Below are 14,520 nucleotides of genomic sequence, written 5' to 3'. Positions count from 1 at the left end.
AATCTACACAATTTCCTGCTCGGAAGACGAACCGCCGACGAGGACGAAACCAGCGACGAAACGAAAGACCGCAGAAAATCGAGAACTGCCGGGAAACCGCTCAGTCCGCAGGCTCGAAGCTCTTGGACGACGACTCGACAGTCTCCGTCGGGGACTGGGTATCATCGACGGGACTGTTGACGAAGAGTGCGTGTCCGATGAGCGCCACGGGAATGCTCGCGGCCAGCGGCACGGCAGACGTCACTGAGAAGCCAACGAGGCTCAGCACGCCGGTTACGCCAATCAACGAAAGCGGAATCAGCCCAAGGATGAGGTCGTAGTACCCAGTCATAATCCATTACAAAATATGCGGTATGGGTATATAACTCTTTCCCGTAGTTGAGGGAAGCATTTTCAGTTGGTGAATCGTAGGCACTGAATCACATCTCTATAACTTATGAGTTGGTTACGAATCTGTTTTTCACCGCAGAGGCGCGAAAAACAACCGTATGGAGGTGTCTCAGACCGCCGAAAAAATTTCTGGCAGTAATCTCACGCTCGCGCCCGGCAACGTCACATCGAGACGCGAGCGGCGACCGAACCTTTCGCGGTGAGACGCCCCGGACGAAAGGGCCGAAACTGACGAGTCTCGCCAGTGATGCGCTCCGAACTTCCGAAAAATCCGCTCTCGTTCGGTCGCTGGCCTCGTTACTCCTCGGGTTCGCGAAGTACCAGCGCGGCGATGCCCGACACCACCGCCAGCACGCCGCCGAGGGCGAACGCGGTGGGCCAACTGGTCTGGGTCACCAGCCATCCCGCGACCCCACCGCCGAAGATGCCGCCCCACATCTTGCCCGAGTACAGCAGGGCGTAGTTCGCCGACGAGTGCTTCTGACCGTAGTAGTCGCCCACGACGCTCGGGAACAGGGTGTACTGGGGACTCCAGAAGAACGTTGCAATCACCACCGCAGAGAGGAATCCGAGCGAGGTCTGGGTCACGCCGAACCAGACCACCGCGAACAGGCCCAGTCCGCAGAGCGTGAACGAAATCGCCATCGCTCGCTCGCGGTCCACCCTGTCGGAGAGGTCCCCGACCACGAGTCGGCCGACCCCGCCGGCGATTGGCAGGAGGGTCGCTCCGGCAGTCGCCGTCACCGCGTTCAACTCGACGTTCTGTGCGAACGAGACCACCTTCGCGGTCAGCATCAACCCGGCCCCGCTGACGAAGATGAACATGGCGTACATCAGCCAGAACTGCCACGTCCGAATCATCTCGCGCCACGTGTACTGCTTGCCCCTCGCGTGGGCCGGTTCGGTCGCGTCGGCGTCGCTGTCGGAGTTCTCGCCCCCGTCGGTCGCACCGGCCCACCCGGTCGGCGGGTCACGAAGCACGACCGCACCGACCAAGATTCCGGCACCGATGAGAATCCCCATGTTGCGAAGCACGTCGGGGTAGCCCCCGACGGTGGCGTTCGCCCGGACGTAGGGCACGAACAGCGCGCTTCCCCCGGCAAACGCCATCGTGCCGACCCCCGTCGTCAGACCACGCCGGTCGGGGAACCACTTCAGCGCGGTGTTGACCGCCACGGTGTAGACGATGCCGACTCCGATGGCCCCCAGCGAGTAAAGGAGGTAGAGTTGCCAGAGCTGGTCAGCGAAGGCCAACCCGACGTAGCCACCACCCGCCAGCACGCCGGCCAGCAGGGTCAGTTTCCGAGGACCGTGGCGGTCACGATACCACCCGACCGGGAACTGGGACCCGGCCTGAAAGATGACGAACAGGGTGAACACGAACCCGAGACCGGTCGGGTCGAGTTCGAGCGACCGAGCGATTGGCGACTCGATGGACGACCAGACGTACTGGTAGGGACTGATGAGACCCATCATCACCGCCGCGGCGGCGACCTGCCACCACCGCGAGAACCCCAGCACGTCCCGCGCCCGGTCCGCATAGTCGATGTCGGACTGCGACGACGCTGTCATTACCCGAAACTGTCTGTGGCCCCCAATCAGCGTTGCGCTTTCGGCAGTTTGTCGTGAAGACTGGTTATTGACAGATGAAGCTACGGACAAAGCGACTGAGGTTTCGAAAGCCCTCGCGCGGCTCGCGGTCACGTGAGGGGTGGCGGCGCTCCGCGCTGTGACTGGCGAGCGGTGGAACCGCGAGCGAAGCGAACGTGATTTCGGAAGACGCGGGTTGTCTTCCGGCGGTCGCCCTTTCAGTCCGCCAAGGAGGATGCTTGTTCCGCCAAGCGACACAAGTGGTTGGTCGCGCTTATCTGAACTCTCCCCGGTGTATCGGCCCTAAACTTATATACGGAAAGGGACAAGTTCCGGCTATGAACCTCCGACGGAGCTACCTCGTCGGCATCGTCCTCGTGGCGCTCTCGGCGGTCCTGAGCGCGCTGGCGTACCCCGAGATGCCCGCCGAGATGGCGACCAGATGGGGCGCGTCGGGCGAGGTCAACGGTCAGACGCCGAAACTCGTCGCGCTCTCGCTCCTTCCGGGCCTGTCGGCGCTCCTGCTCGGCGCGTTCGCGGTCCTCCCGCGAATCGACCCCCTCGGCGAGAACGTCGCCCAGTTCCGCGAGCAGTACGACACCTTCGTCGTCCTGATGCTCGCGTTCTTGGCGTACCTCAACCTCGTCGTCGTCGCGGCCAACGCGGGCTACGAGTTCGAAATCGCGCAGGCGCTCGCTCCCGCCATCGGCACGCTGTACTACTACGTCGGCGTTCTCTCGGCCCACGCCGAGCGCAACTGGTTCGTCGGCATCCGGACGCCGTGGACGATTTCGAGCGACGAGGTGTGGGAGCGCACCCACGAGCGAGTCGCCCCGCTGTTCAAACTCGCCGGGGTCGTGGCCGTGTTTGCCGCGCTGGTCCCGGCCTACGCCGAGTTGCTCCTCGCCGCCCCTGTCGCTGGTGTCGCGCTGTACGCCACGGTCTACTCGTTCTTCGAGTACCGCCGCGTCGGAGCGTAAAATCCGATTTCACTGCCGACCTACCGCAGAGACGCCACGAGACCGCGCCACGCCGAGAAGAAGACCAGACCGATGCCGGTCACGACGAGCGCGAACGACAGGGGCGAGTCGCCGTGGAACAGCGAGGTCGCACGGAGTGCCAGCCCGATAATCGCCGCCAAAACCCACGTACTCGCTACCCGAACAATCGCGGTCTTGACCGTCTGGGTCGCGTCGGGGGCGTAGGCTCCGACCGCGAGTGCCGCGATTACCCACCCGAGGAGAAACGGCGCAATCGTGTCGGCGACGACCAGCGGCGACTCGACCGGGTTCACGTCGTGGCGGAGTTCGCCCAACACGAGAAAGCTGACCAGTACAAACAGGTCGCCGACCGCGAGGACCGCGGTACTCGGCGAGCGCGACACCCGCGACCCGAGGAGTCCTTCGGCGTTGCTCATGCCCGCGAGTTAGGGCCGGTCCGTTATCATTCCCGCGGTGCGAACTCGGCGAGAAACCAGTCGATGACTGCGCCCTCGGCGCGCTGGAGGATGTCACTGGCGGTGGCCTTCGAGACGTCGAGCGACTCGGCCACCTCGGTGAGGGTCGCGGTCCGGGGAGTCTCGTAGTAGCCCTGTTTGGCCGCGGCCCGGAGGACCTCCAGTTGGCGGTCGGTCAGCAGGTCGTCGGCCGGGCCGGACTTGACCCCGCGGACGTACTCGACCTCGAACTCGACGCCGAACTCGGCCAGCGCATCGCCGAAGGCCGCGAGTCGGTCGTCGGTGGTCGTCGTCTCCCACGTCGTCCGGCCGTCGCGTATCTCGAAGGGAGTGCGAAGCGGGACGCCTGCCTCCCAGACCGGGGCGAGCGGCAGGGGGTCTTCGGTCTCGATTTGGAGGAGTGCCTCGTCGTCGCGCTTCCAGAGGAGCGCGAGGTCGGTCACGTCCTCTCGCTGTTCGATGGCCGAGATGACCGCTACTGGGTCGCCCGAGACCACCTCGACCAGCGCGACGCCGGTCCCGTTCCCGCCGAGCGTGGCGACCACTCGGAAAGTAGCGTCGGGGTACTCGGTCGACAGCGAGTGAATCCACGTCTCTTTGGGAAGCGTTATCGCGAGTCTAGCCTGTGGCATGTCGTGTTCTCGTTCCGAGAGATGGCCCACAACCGATTAAAAACGTAGTCTAACATGTTCGAAGGCGGCTCGCAGGTTCGGACGAACTGCTACCCTTGGTCCGCGTGAAGCCAGAGTCGTGACGACTAACACGACCGAGACGACTGAAACTGCGCAGACTCCCGAGATGGGGGTACGAACGAACCCGTTCCTCCTGATGGCGGGCCTCTACCTGACGGTGGGCGCGCTGGCGGTGGGCGGAAAGCTCGCGGCCGAGACCGGGACGCTAGACGCCCTGACGCGACTCCGGTGGCTGACCATCCACTTCGTCACCATCGGCGCGATGACCCAAGCCCTGTTTGGCTCGCTCCCGAATCTGGCGGCGTCGGTCGGGAAGAGTAAGACGCCGCCCGCTCGGAGTCGCTGGCTCCAATGGCTGACGCTGAACGCGAGCTATCCGGTCGTCCTACTCGGCATGGCGACCGGCGCGCTGACGACGGCCGCGGTCGGCGCGACCGGCGTACTGATTGCCCTCGCGCTCCTCGTGGCGTCGGTCTACCGGACCGACGGAAGTAACTCCGCGAGAGACGCCGCGGACGAGGGACTGCTCCGGTACTACGCGCTCGCGCCGTGGTTCCTCGGTGTCGGCATCCTCGCGGCGTTCGGGATGCTCCTGAATCTCCACGGTCCCGGCGGCTACTTCGGGAGTCTCGAGGCCCACGTCCACGCGAACGTCTGGGGCTTCCTCGCGCTGGTCGCCGGCGGGACGTTGCTGGCCGTGGTTCCGGCGCTGGCCGACGCGGAGTTGCGCTACCCGCGACTCGTGCCCGTGACGTTCTGGGGCGTGACTTTCGGCGCAAGCGGTCTAATCGCCGGGCCGTGGCTGGCGGTCAACTCGCTGACGATGGCCGGACTCGCCGTCTACGTCGTCGGGACGCTCGCCCTGCTGGCGAACCTCGTCGGGACGTGGCGGGCAGACGGTTGTCAGAAAGACGCGCGATTCGCCCACGTCGTCGGCGCGTACGTCTGGCTGGTCTTCCCCGTTCCGTGGGCACCGCTGGTGTTGCTGGTCCCCGAGACGGTTCCGGCGGCCGGCATCGAGGCCGCGGCTATCGAGGGACTGGTCTTCGGGTGGATGCTCCAGTTGGCGATGGGTCTCCTGCCAAGCGTCGTGGTGGCCCTGCGCGAGACGCCCGGTGACCTCCGAGCGTCCATCGGCGAGGCCGCCCATCGACCGTCGTGGCTCGGCGTCGTCGCCGTCAACGCCGGAATGCTGGCGCTCTGGGCGACCGCCTTCCCGGCGTTCGGCGCGGTCGAGGAACTGCTGACGCTCGGCGGGTACGCGCTCGTCGGTCTCGCGTGGCTCTGGTTCCTGCCCGGCCTCTGGCGGGCGTTGCTCGGCGAGGAGGAGAGTGGTCGCGGGACGGACCGCGGTCAAGACGCGGACAGAGTCGCCGACGGGACCGAGAGCCTCTCGGACTGATTCAGAGAACTCATTCGCTTCCGGGCGCGCGCCCGACGACGGTGTACTCGAAGCCCCGCGACCGGAACTTGGCGTCGAGGCCCGCGTCGGCGACCAGTCGGCCGAGGTCCTCGGGCGCGAAGAACGTCGAGTCGAAGCCGTAGAGGTGTTCGAACGCCTCGGTGAATCGGCCGACCGGCGCGGTCGGGTCGATTTCCCGAATCACGACGACCCCACCCGGCCGGAGGACGCGGGCCGACTCGGCGAGGGCCGACTCGGGACTACCGATGTGGTGGAGCGCATCTACGATTGTCACCGCATCGACGCTCTCGTCGGCGAACGGGAGACTCGCGGCGTCTGCGCGGACGGCCTCAAACCCTTTCCGGCGGGCTTGGCGAGTCATCCCCTCTGCGGCGTCGGCGACGATGCGCTCGCTGGCGTCGAGGGCCGCCGCGCCGCGGCCGGTGCCTCCGGCCACGTCGAGGACGCGCTCTACGTCCCGGTCGGCGAACGCGACGGCCTCGCGGAACTCGTCGGCGTCGGCCTCGGGCGTGAACCAGTCGTAGAACCGGGAGAAGCGGTCGAACGCCGCCACGTCGCCCAGCGCGTGGTTCACGGTTGGTCCTCGCGCAGTTCGTCGTCGGCGCGGTGTCCTCGGCGGGCCAGCACCCAGACGAGGATGGCGATACCTTCCACGCGGGCCATCGTGTACACCCACGGTCTGAGAGCGACCTCCTCGTCGCCCTTCACAGCGCGGCGCATCCAGAAATCGACCACCGGGCGCGGAAAGAGCAGTTCGAGGACGCCGAGCGCGAGGAGTACCAGTCGGAAGACCATAGCCGAACTACACGAAGAAATTACAAGAGTGTATCGCCGGAGCGGTCTGGACGGTGGACCCGTCGAGCGAGAAACGTCTATCTATTTTCTTCAGCTAAACCTAGATACGTTAAATATATATTTAGAATGTTTAGACTCCGAGAGACACGTCTCGCGCTGTCGGAACTACCTTCCGCACGCCCGCGGTCGAACCGGTGCCTCAACGACTTTGAGGCTGGACTGTGTTGTCCCGGTCATGACCGAAGCAGTATTTTTGACCAGCGAGGAGGTCGCCGGACTCGCGTCGCCCGCCGAATACGTCGAAGCGGTCCGCGAGGGCTACCGCCAGCGCGGCGAGGGCGCACCGGCCCGGCCGCGCTCGAAGTTGACCAACGCCGACCCGCCCGGAATGTTGACCGACTACTCGGCAATCCTGCCCGAGACCGGCGCGATGGGCGGGTACATGTACGCCGCCGGATTCGCCGACGAGGACGCGTGGTTCATGACCCCGCTGTTCGACAGCGAGTCGGGCGAACCGCTCGCCCTGCTGGACGGCGCGAGCATGAACCCCTTCAAAACCGGCGCGACCGGCGCTGTCGGAACCGACGCGCTGGCCCGCGACGACGCCAAGACCGTGGCGCTCATCGGAGCGGGGTCGCAGGCCCGCGGCCAACTCCGAGCCATCGACGCCGTTCGGGACCTCGAAAGCGTCTGGGTCTACTCGCCGACCAAGGACTCGCGCGAGGAGTTCGCCGGCGAGATGAACGAGCAAATCGACCCCTCGGTGGCCGCCGTCGCGTCCAGCGCCGCCGCCGTCGAGGAGGCCGACATCGTGATTACCGCCACCACCGCGAGCGAACCGGTCTTCGACGGCGACCTGCTGGCGGAGGGCACCCACGTCACCGCGATGGGCCAGTACCACCCCAACAAGCGCGAACTCGACGCCAGAACTATCGAGCGCGCCAAGTACGTCCCGGACCTCCGCGAGCGAGTCGAGCAGGACGCCGGGTCCTACATCGCGGCGCTCGACGAGGGCGCGATTTCGGACGACCACGTTCACGCCGAACTCGGCGAGGTCGTCGCGGGCGAAGCGCCGGGCAGAGAATCGGACGACGAGATTACGGTCTTCGACAGCGGCGGGACCGGCATCGAGACGGTCGCGTCAGCGTACATGCTCTACGAGAAAGCGAAAGACGAAGGCCTCGGGTCGGAAATCTCGTTCGCACCGGCGAGCGAGGCGCTCACGGGTCGATAATTCGAAGAAGGAAAACGGCGAAGGCGAGTCATGCCTGTTCAGGCCGCCAGCATCATCGCCGCGATGAACGACGAGTTGGTTCCGGCCTTGGCTTCCTTTTTCTTGCGCTCTACGTCGGTCATGTTTCGTGGGTGCTCCCATCGCATATCTCTACAAAATATTTACTCACACTTGAGTATGTTGTCTTGGTTATGTCTCTGTGACGTCCTCGCAAATCATTTGTGATGGCATATCACGGTGGATTGAGAGAACCCAGACGGAGAACAGTGGGAAAACAGAAAACCCGCTACAGTCCCAACGCCTGCACCAGCGTCATGCCGCTGGCAAGTGCCCCAATCAGATAGCCGCCAATCGCGCCGCCGTTCAGCAGAGGCAGTCCGGCGTGCGCCCGGCCCTTCATGACCATCCACAGAAGCACGAGGAGACCGGCAATCGTCCCAATCATCGAGGTCAGCGCGGGCAGATTGAGCGCGAGGCCCGAGACCAGCGATTCGGCGGGCGCGAAGAAGGCGGCGCTGGCGACCATCACCGAGGGCATCACCGCGTCTCCGAGGCCGATGAAGAACACGTCGCGCTCGCCCATCTCCGGGCGTTCGGCCTCGGCGTCGGTTTCGGGGGCCTCCGCGCCGGTCTCCGGGGAGTCGTCCGAGGCTTTCTCCGGGGCCTTGCCGCCGTCTGCCGCGCTCGCATCTTGCTGGTCTGCCGGTTCGTCGGCGTCCTCGGCCATCCCGTCGTCGTCGAGGAAGGAGTAGGACGCCGAGAGGGGAATCACGAGGATGACGGGAATCTTCAGGTCCATCACGCCCGAGGCCAGCGTCAGCATGTGTTCGGTGCCGTAGACGCTGATGGCGTCGTAGATGGCCAGCACCGACAGCAGGAGGATGGCTGGAAGCAGGCCGAAACTGATGCCGAACAGACCGGCCGCCCCGGCACCCATCAGGACGCCAGCGGCGTCGATGACGTACCACTCGGGGTGGACCGCCAGCGCCAGCGAAACCAGTCCCGCGGCGGCCAGCGCGGCGACGTTGACCGGTGCGCCCCCAATCGAGACGACCAGCCACGCCGGAACCAAGACCGAGAAGACGTACCACGAGAGCAGACCACTCGTCAGGATGAGGACACCGCGGAGCAACCACTCAACGTTGAGTTTGATGATGGCGAGCATCGCGCCGGTCATGACCAGCACCGCCCCGACGTAGACCAGACTGTTGGTCGGGTCCGAGGGGTTCTCGACCTGCTGGTAGCCCGCCTGCTGGAAGGGTTCGACCAGCGCCAGCGCGCCGAGTTGAACGAGCAGAAACATCAGGACCGTCAACCCGACGGCCGCGAACGCACGGGTTCGATTCTCCATATCCGGACCGACACACCCCTCGGCCTTTGGGGTTGTGGTCTCCCCTCGGAGTCGAGAATCGACGGCAAACGGCAGGTTTTTGTCGGTGGCATACCCGTGTGACGGTATGTCAACGCACGGGACGCGAGGAGTGTCGGCGGACTCGAGCCATCTGCCCGACGCGGTTCCGTTCTGCCTGCCCGCGCTCTCTCGCCTGAGTTGGGAACTCGGGTCGCGGGTCGTCGCGGACGCCGAACTCCTCGACGAATGGGAACACGCCGCGTCAGGCCGGACGCTCGGCGTCTACGACGTGACCGACCACACCGTCGTCCTCGGCGTCCGAACGCCGGTCGGACGCGAGCGATTCTTCGGCGCGACCAAAGAGGACTTCGCGGAGAAGCGCCCGCTCCTTTCGGACGCCGACGACTGGCTTCAGCGCGAGTGATTTCTGCTCGCTACCGGGCGTAGAGTTTCTGCCCGAGAAGCGTCGCCAGCGCGACTCCCTCGTCGGGCGTGACCGCGACGTAGGGCCGAGAGACGGGACCGAACACGTCCACGACCCGGCCCACCCTATCGAGTTGCTCGTCCACGGCCTCCGTTCCCACGTCGGGGTGTTCTTCGTCGCCACACCGCACGACTGCGAGGCCTTGGGCGGTCCGGACGACCTCGCCGAGTCTCTGCATCGGACTCATTCTCGGAGGGCCGTGACGTAGGCGGCGACCGCCTGAATCAAGTCGTTCTTCGTCGAGTCGTCGGCGTTCTGGACCAACACGCGACCGTTCTCCGCCCAGTTCTCGCGGGAGTAGGCTTTGTCGCGCTCGATTATCGCGTCGTAGCCCACCTGCTGAACCGCTTGGGCGATTTCGTCCACCGTCGGCTCCTCGACGGCCATCTCCTCGGCGACCCGGCGTCCCTCGCTACGGGTCTTCTCCGCGTCGAAGTACGCGGGCCACAGCACTTTCTCGACCATACGTCAACGTCTTCCCCCGGCCCCTAAACACCTTAGGAAACGGGTTGGAAAAACGGGGAGTCGCCGATTCGGAAGCGATTCAGTCGCGGCGAGCGAGCAGGGCCGCACCTGCCAGTGCTGTGAGTGCCGCCGGGACGCCGAATCCGGGCGTGCCGCCCGAGGACTCACTGCCGGTCGTCGTCTCGCTCTCGTCTTGCATCGCGCCCTCGGTGGTCGTCTCGGGCGCTTCGGTGGTGGTTTCGACCTGCGTCGTCATCTCGGCCGCTTCGGTCGTGGTCGCGTTTGCCTCGGTCGTGGTCGCGTTCGCCTCGGCGTAGGCCTCGGGGTGGAAGGCCTCTGCCATCTTCGTGATGGCGTAGACGACGCGCGGACCGGGTTGGCTGACGTTCTCGTTGCTGACCGTGATGACGTTGCCCTGCTTCACGGCGTCGGTGCCGTTGTAGGCCTCAGTCTTTGGGTACGCGCCGAACGCGCCGAGTTGGACTATCCACTCGGGGTTCTGCTTCACGATGACCTCCTCGCTTATCTTGCCGTAGCCCGAGATGTTGGCCTCGGTGGCGACGTTGCTCCCGCCGGCGACTTCGACCATGTTGCTGATGAACGTGCCTTCTCCGGCGGTCCAGCCAGCGCCCTGCGAGATGAAGACGACGGGGCGCTCGGAGTTTTCGACGGCCTCGCTGACCGTGCCGATTCGGTCCTGCATCCACGAGACCGTCTCGGTCGCGCCCTCACAGTTGCCGGTGAGTTCGCCCGTGAGTTCGGTCTTGGCGTAGATGTCCTCGACGGAAGTCGCGTAGCCGAACTTGTAGACAGTCAGTCCGGCATCCCGGAGCTTCTGGACCGTCTCGTTCGGGATGACGTTGGGCGCGAGAACCAAGTCGGCCTCTGTCGAGACTACTTTCTCGACGTTGACGAACTGCTGGCCGCCCGCCGAGACGTTGGTCAGCGAGTCGGTGCCTTCGAGGTAGGAGGCGTACTGAGAGACGCCGACGACCTGCGACTGGCCGCCGATTTCCCACATCGTCTGGGCCGCGCTCGGCGCGAGCGTGACGACTCGCTCGGGTTTCTGTTCGACCGTAATCTCGGTTCCCGTCGCGTCGGTGCTATCGACCGGGAACGAACAACTCGCCTGTGTCGCTCCAGATGCGTCCGCCGCGGACGCGCCGGAGACGGCTCCGACCGGCGCGACACCGGCGAACAGCAACAGCAGGACCGCGAAAACGCTCGTAACCTTCTGGCTCATGCGTCCCCACCTCGGACCGTTTGCAATAAGTATTTACCTAAAGCAATCTGGCTTTCATACGATGGCTGATTCGGCGCGTATCGTGGGCTGGTCGGTCGGGCTAATCGCCGCGCTGGCGGCCGTGGTCGTCGCCAGCGCCGCAATCGGCCCGGTATCGCTGGACTACCTCGTGGTCGGGAAAGTTCTGCTGAACGCGCTGGCGGTCCCCGCGGGGGTCGGCATCGCCGAGCAGACGCTCCGACTCGCGGGGCAGGCGGTGACGGTTCCGGGACCGACCGTCGAGTTCGCACCGATATTCCACTTCGCGGTGCCGGAGACGGCCCGGACAATCGTCGTGACGCTCCGCCTGCCCCGCATCGCGCTCGGGGCCGTGGTCGGGTTCGCGCTCTCGACGGCGGGGGTCGTGATGCAGGGGTTCTTCCGGAATCCGATGGCCGACCCCTCCATCATCGGGGTCTCGTCGGGCGCGGCGGTGGGCGCGGTGGCGACCATCGCAATCCCGTTCGCGGTGCCCTTCGCGCTCCCGACGGCGGCGTTCGTCGGCGCGGTGCTGGCCGCGTTCGGCGTCTACCTGCTCGCCACCGAGGAGGGCCGCACACCTGTCGCCACCCTGCTCCTCGCTGGGGTCGCGGTCCAGACCTTCCTCGGCGCGGTGGTCTCGTTCTTGCTCCTCCAGAGCGGCGAGAGTTTGCGGCGGGCGGTCTACTGGCTGATGGGCCACCTGCATCTGGCGTCGTGGGAGGACGTGACGTTCGTCCTCCCGGTGGCGCTCGTCGGGTTCTTCGCCCTGCTGGCCTACGCTCGGGACTTGAACGTCCTGCTGTTGGGCGAGGAGGACGCCCACGCGCTCGGCGTCGAGGTAGAGCGCACCAAGCGCCTCCTGCTGGGCGTGGCCAGCGTGATGACCGGCGCGGCGGTGGCCGTCTCGGGCGTCATCGGCTTCGTGGGTCTGGTGGTGCCCCACGTCATGCGCCTGCTGGTCGGGCCTGACCACCGGATTCTTCTGCCGACCTCTGCTCTCGCTGGCGCAACCTTCCTCGTCGCCACCGACACGGTGGCCCGCTCCGGCGCGGCGGAGTTGCCGGTCGGCATCGTGACCGCGTTCCTCGGCGCGCCGTTTTTCCTCTACCTGCTCCGAACTCGGGAGGTGCATGCTCTGTGAACCGACGTTTCGGACGACCACGCCGGAATCACCGAGAACACCGGAAACGCTCGACTGACCATTTCGCTTCCGGCGCGTGCTGGCGCGGCGTCTCGTCGCCGCGCCGAACCGCGCGAGGGATGAGGACCACAGGGAGGAGCGAAGCGACGACCGAGGACCGCAATCGGTTGGGGAGGACGTGGCCTCTGCGCTCGGCCGATGGTCCACCGGTTCCGACCGGGCGACAAAACCGCCGTGGGAGGGATGAAGGGGCCGCCCGGTCGCGGGCCGCAGGCCCGTGGTCGTCTGAGCAGGCAACTATTTCTGCGCGGGCGGTGCGGAGAGCGCAGAAATATCCTGCTCAACGACCGCGACCGGGCGGGGGCTTCAGAAGCGTTCACCCCACCAGTTCTGTCTTCGGCACTCATTCTGACGGTTCGGAGCGACCGGGCGGGGGCTTCAGAAGACGACACCACACCAGTTCTGACTACTCCATCACCCACTTGTCCGATTCCGCCAACACGAAATCCACCAGCAGAGGTGTCGAGACGCCATGATACAGATACGAGACCTAGAAGTCGAACTCGGTGGGACCGAAATCCTCGACGGCGTAACCACCGACATCGAGGACGGCCAGTTCGTCGGCCTCGTCGGTCCCAACGGCGCAGGCAAGACTACATTGCTTAGAGCAATCCACGGCGTGCTTAAACCCGACTCTGGAAGTGTCTCTGTCGATGGCGACTCTGTGACCAGTCTGTCTTCGAAGGAGGCCAGCCGTCGCATCGCGGTCGTGCCCCAAGATACCAGCCTCTCGTTCGACTTCCCGGTCGAGGAGGTCGTCGCCATGGGTCGCCACCCCTACCAGTCGCGGCTCTCCGGCCCGACCGCGGCCGGCTCTCACGACGAACTCGTCACCTCTGCGATGGAGCGCACCGAGGTCGCCGACCTCGCGGACCGCTCCATCACCGCGGTCTCCGGCGGTGAGCGCCAGCGCGTCCTGCTGGCTCGGGCCTTGGCTCAAGACACCCCCGCGCTTCTGTTGGACGAACCCACCGCGAGCCTCGACATCAACCACCAAGTCCGGACGCTCGAACTCGTCCGCGAGTTGGCCGACGAGGACGGCAAGACCGTCGTCGCGGCCATCCACGACCTGAATCTGGCGGCCCACTACTGCGACGAACTCCGCCTGCTGGCGGGGGGCGAGATTCGCGCCAGCGGCGACCCCGAGGAGGTCCTCGCCGAGGACCACCTCGAAGCCGCGTTCGACACCCGCGCTGTGGTCTCTCGCCACCCCGTCACGGGTTCGACCTACGTCACGGCCCTGCCCGAGCGTCCCGACGACTCGGCGGGCCGGGTCCACGTCGTCGGCGGGGGTGGAAGTGTCTCGAGACTGCTCTATCTCCTCTCGGCCGCGGGCTACGACGTGTCGGTCGGCGTCCTCAACGAGGGCGACTCGGACTTGGAGACCGCCCGGTCGCTCGGTCTCGACACCGTTACCGAAGAACCGTTCGCGCCTGTCGGCGAGTCAGCGCGCCGCGAGGCCGAGCGAAAAATCCGCGAGGCCGACGCGACGATTCTGGGGGACGTGGAAGTCGGCGCGGGCAACCTCGCTAACCTCCGGTCTGCGCGCGAGGCCGACTCGGTGGTCGTGGTCGAGGAGCGCCCCTTCGAGGAACGCAACTACGCGGGAAGCGACGCCGGGGCGCTCTACCGGGAACTCGGCGAGCGCGGGCAGGTGGTGGGACCCGACGACCTCCTCTCGGCGGTCGAACGCGCGGTCCGTCGGAGTCCGGCGACCCCGCCCTGACCTCGAAGGCTCCTCGGTCGCCTACGCCGCGATTCGCTGGCGCTGTTGGAGCAACTCGAACAGCATCAGCGCCGCGAACGTGCTTGCGGCGAGAAGCACCATCCCCGCGATACCCACGCCGACCGTCGGTGCGGCCAGACTCGCAGTCCCGAGGACCACGCCCGACCCCAGCGCGATGAGCATCCGACCGGGCTGAGAGAGGTTCGCGCACCGCTGGGCGAGCGTCGGGTCCAGACCCACGATGCGGGTCCAGACCACGTATAGCGACACCACGAACAGAAACGACAGCAGTCCGACGCCCAACAGGAGGGCGAACTTCGCCGGGTTCATTTCCTGTTTTCAATAGGACAGTAGTTCGTATATAACTCTACCGATGACACGTCGAGTCTGTTACAGGACGGTGGGGTGAGCCACGCCGGCCCGCGGGTCGAACCGGTCCGCCAATTTAT

The 14,520-nt window shown here is 65.9% G+C and carries 17 protein-coding genes; 6 read left to right on the top strand and 11 right to left on the bottom strand.

Annotated elements, in window-relative coordinates; all coding sequences use genetic code 11:
• Positions 1-100: 100 nt before the first annotated feature.
• Together P2T57_RS02630 and P2T57_RS02625 are read right to left on the bottom strand one after the other, a co-directional pair.
• Entirely contained in the window at positions 101-331 is a 231-nt protein-coding gene (locus tag P2T57_RS02630; protein WP_276300923.1) for a DUF8015 family protein, read from the bottom strand.
• A 356-nt stretch (positions 332-687) separates the two neighbouring features.
• Positions 688-1,962 carry an OFA family MFS transporter gene (locus P2T57_RS02625; RefSeq protein ID WP_276300922.1) on the bottom strand — a complete coding sequence of 425 codons (1,275 nt, stop codon included), beginning with the start codon at positions 1,960-1,962 and terminating at the stop codon, positions 688-690.
• Between the two features lie 356 nt (positions 1,963-2,318).
• Between P2T57_RS02625 and P2T57_RS02620 the strand changes: the two genes are divergently transcribed.
• Positions 2,319-2,960 (top strand): SdpI family protein, encoded by a 642-nt coding sequence (locus P2T57_RS02620; protein ID WP_276300921.1) that lies wholly within the window; start codon positions 2,319-2,321, stop codon positions 2,958-2,960.
• Positions 2,961-2,980: 20 nt separating this feature from the next.
• Here the strand turns inward: P2T57_RS02620 and P2T57_RS02615 are convergent, their stop codons facing one another.
• The gene (locus tag P2T57_RS02615) at positions 2,981-3,397 is read right to left on the bottom strand and encodes a DUF3054 domain-containing protein (RefSeq protein WP_276300920.1); all 417 of its coding nucleotides are present in this window, start codon (positions 3,395-3,397) and stop codon (positions 2,981-2,983) included.
• A gap of 26 nt (positions 3,398-3,423) precedes the next feature.
• Complete coding sequence (locus P2T57_RS02610; protein WP_276300919.1) at positions 3,424-4,068, bottom strand: helix-turn-helix domain-containing protein; 645 nt, start codon at positions 4,066-4,068, stop codon at positions 3,424-3,426.
• A gap of 166 nt (positions 4,069-4,234) precedes the next feature.
• Here P2T57_RS02610 and P2T57_RS02605 point away from each other — a divergent pair, with 166 nt between their 5' ends.
• Entirely contained in the window at positions 4,235-5,530 is a 1,296-nt protein-coding gene (locus P2T57_RS02605; RefSeq protein ID WP_276300918.1) for a heme-copper oxidase family protein, read from the top strand.
• A 10-nt stretch (positions 5,531-5,540) separates the two neighbouring features.
• On the opposite strand, the gene P2T57_RS02600 is transcribed toward P2T57_RS02605, so the two are convergent.
• Together P2T57_RS02600 and P2T57_RS02595 are read right to left on the bottom strand one after the other, a co-directional pair.
• Positions 5,541-6,125 carry a class I SAM-dependent methyltransferase gene (locus P2T57_RS02600; protein WP_276300917.1) on the bottom strand — a complete coding sequence of 195 codons (585 nt, stop codon included), beginning with the start codon at positions 6,123-6,125 and terminating at the stop codon, positions 5,541-5,543.
• Positions 6,122-6,346, bottom strand: coding sequence for a hypothetical protein (locus tag P2T57_RS02595; RefSeq protein WP_276300916.1), 225 nt, complete (start codon positions 6,344-6,346; stop codon positions 6,122-6,124). Before P2T57_RS02595 ends, P2T57_RS02600 begins: the two co-directional genes overlap by 4 nt.
• Before the next feature lie 235 nt (positions 6,347-6,581).
• Between P2T57_RS02595 and P2T57_RS02590 the strand changes: the two genes are divergently transcribed.
• Positions 6,582-7,580 carry an ornithine cyclodeaminase family protein gene (locus tag P2T57_RS02590; protein ID WP_276300915.1) on the top strand — a complete coding sequence of 333 codons (999 nt, stop codon included), beginning with the start codon at positions 6,582-6,584 and terminating at the stop codon, positions 7,578-7,580.
• Positions 7,581-7,866: 286 nt separating this feature from the next.
• Here the strand turns inward: P2T57_RS02590 and P2T57_RS02585 are convergent, their stop codons facing one another.
• Positions 7,867-8,931, bottom strand: coding sequence for a presenilin family intramembrane aspartyl protease PSH (locus P2T57_RS02585; protein ID WP_276300914.1), 1,065 nt, complete (start codon positions 8,929-8,931; stop codon positions 7,867-7,869).
• Between the two features lie 106 nt (positions 8,932-9,037).
• Here P2T57_RS02585 and P2T57_RS02580 point away from each other — a divergent pair, with 106 nt between their 5' ends.
• Positions 9,038-9,355, top strand: a complete 318-nt coding sequence (locus tag P2T57_RS02580) for a hypothetical protein (protein ID WP_276300912.1) — start codon at positions 9,038-9,040, stop codon at positions 9,353-9,355.
• Between the two features lie 10 nt (positions 9,356-9,365).
• On the opposite strand, the gene P2T57_RS02575 is transcribed toward P2T57_RS02580, so the two are convergent.
• The 3 genes from P2T57_RS02575 to P2T57_RS02565 all read right to left on the bottom strand — a co-directional run bounded on the left by P2T57_RS02575 (position 9,366) and on the right by P2T57_RS02565 (position 11,123).
• Positions 9,366-9,593, bottom strand: a complete 228-nt coding sequence (locus P2T57_RS02575; RefSeq protein WP_276300911.1) for an H/ACA ribonucleoprotein complex subunit GAR1 — start codon at positions 9,591-9,593, stop codon at positions 9,366-9,368.
• A gap of 5 nt (positions 9,594-9,598) precedes the next feature.
• Entirely contained in the window at positions 9,599-9,880 is a 282-nt protein-coding gene (srp19, locus tag P2T57_RS02570; protein WP_276300910.1) for a signal recognition particle subunit SRP19, read from the bottom strand.
• A gap of 79 nt (positions 9,881-9,959) precedes the next feature.
• Positions 9,960-11,123, bottom strand: coding sequence for a PGF-CTERM-anchored ABC transporter substrate-binding protein (locus tag P2T57_RS02565; protein WP_276300909.1), 1,164 nt, complete (start codon positions 11,121-11,123; stop codon positions 9,960-9,962).
• A 61-nt stretch (positions 11,124-11,184) separates the two neighbouring features.
• Here P2T57_RS02565 and btuC point away from each other — a divergent pair, with 61 nt between their 5' ends.
• Both btuC and P2T57_RS02555 read left to right on the top strand, forming a co-directional pair.
• Positions 11,185-12,285, top strand: a complete 1,101-nt coding sequence (btuC, locus tag P2T57_RS02560; RefSeq protein WP_276300908.1) for a vitamin B12 ABC transporter permease BtuC — start codon at positions 11,185-11,187, stop codon at positions 12,283-12,285.
• A gap of 532 nt (positions 12,286-12,817) precedes the next feature.
• Entirely contained in the window at positions 12,818-14,071 is a 1,254-nt protein-coding gene (locus P2T57_RS02555; RefSeq protein WP_276300907.1) for a heme ABC transporter ATP-binding protein, read from the top strand.
• A 21-nt stretch (positions 14,072-14,092) separates the two neighbouring features.
• Here P2T57_RS02555 and P2T57_RS02550 read toward each other — a convergent pair whose 3' ends face one another.
• Positions 14,093-14,401 carry a hypothetical protein gene (locus tag P2T57_RS02550; protein WP_276300906.1) on the bottom strand — a complete coding sequence of 103 codons (309 nt, stop codon included), beginning with the start codon at positions 14,399-14,401 and terminating at the stop codon, positions 14,093-14,095.
• Positions 14,402-14,520 lie beyond the last annotated feature (119 nt).

This window comes from Halorussus lipolyticus (genome assembly GCF_029338375.1).
Taxonomy (GTDB): domain Archaea; phylum Halobacteriota; class Halobacteria; order Halobacteriales; family Haladaptataceae; genus Halorussus; species Halorussus lipolyticus.
The sequence above is the reverse complement of the archived record's forward strand: the minus strand, read 5'-3'. Positions and strand labels throughout refer to the sequence as shown.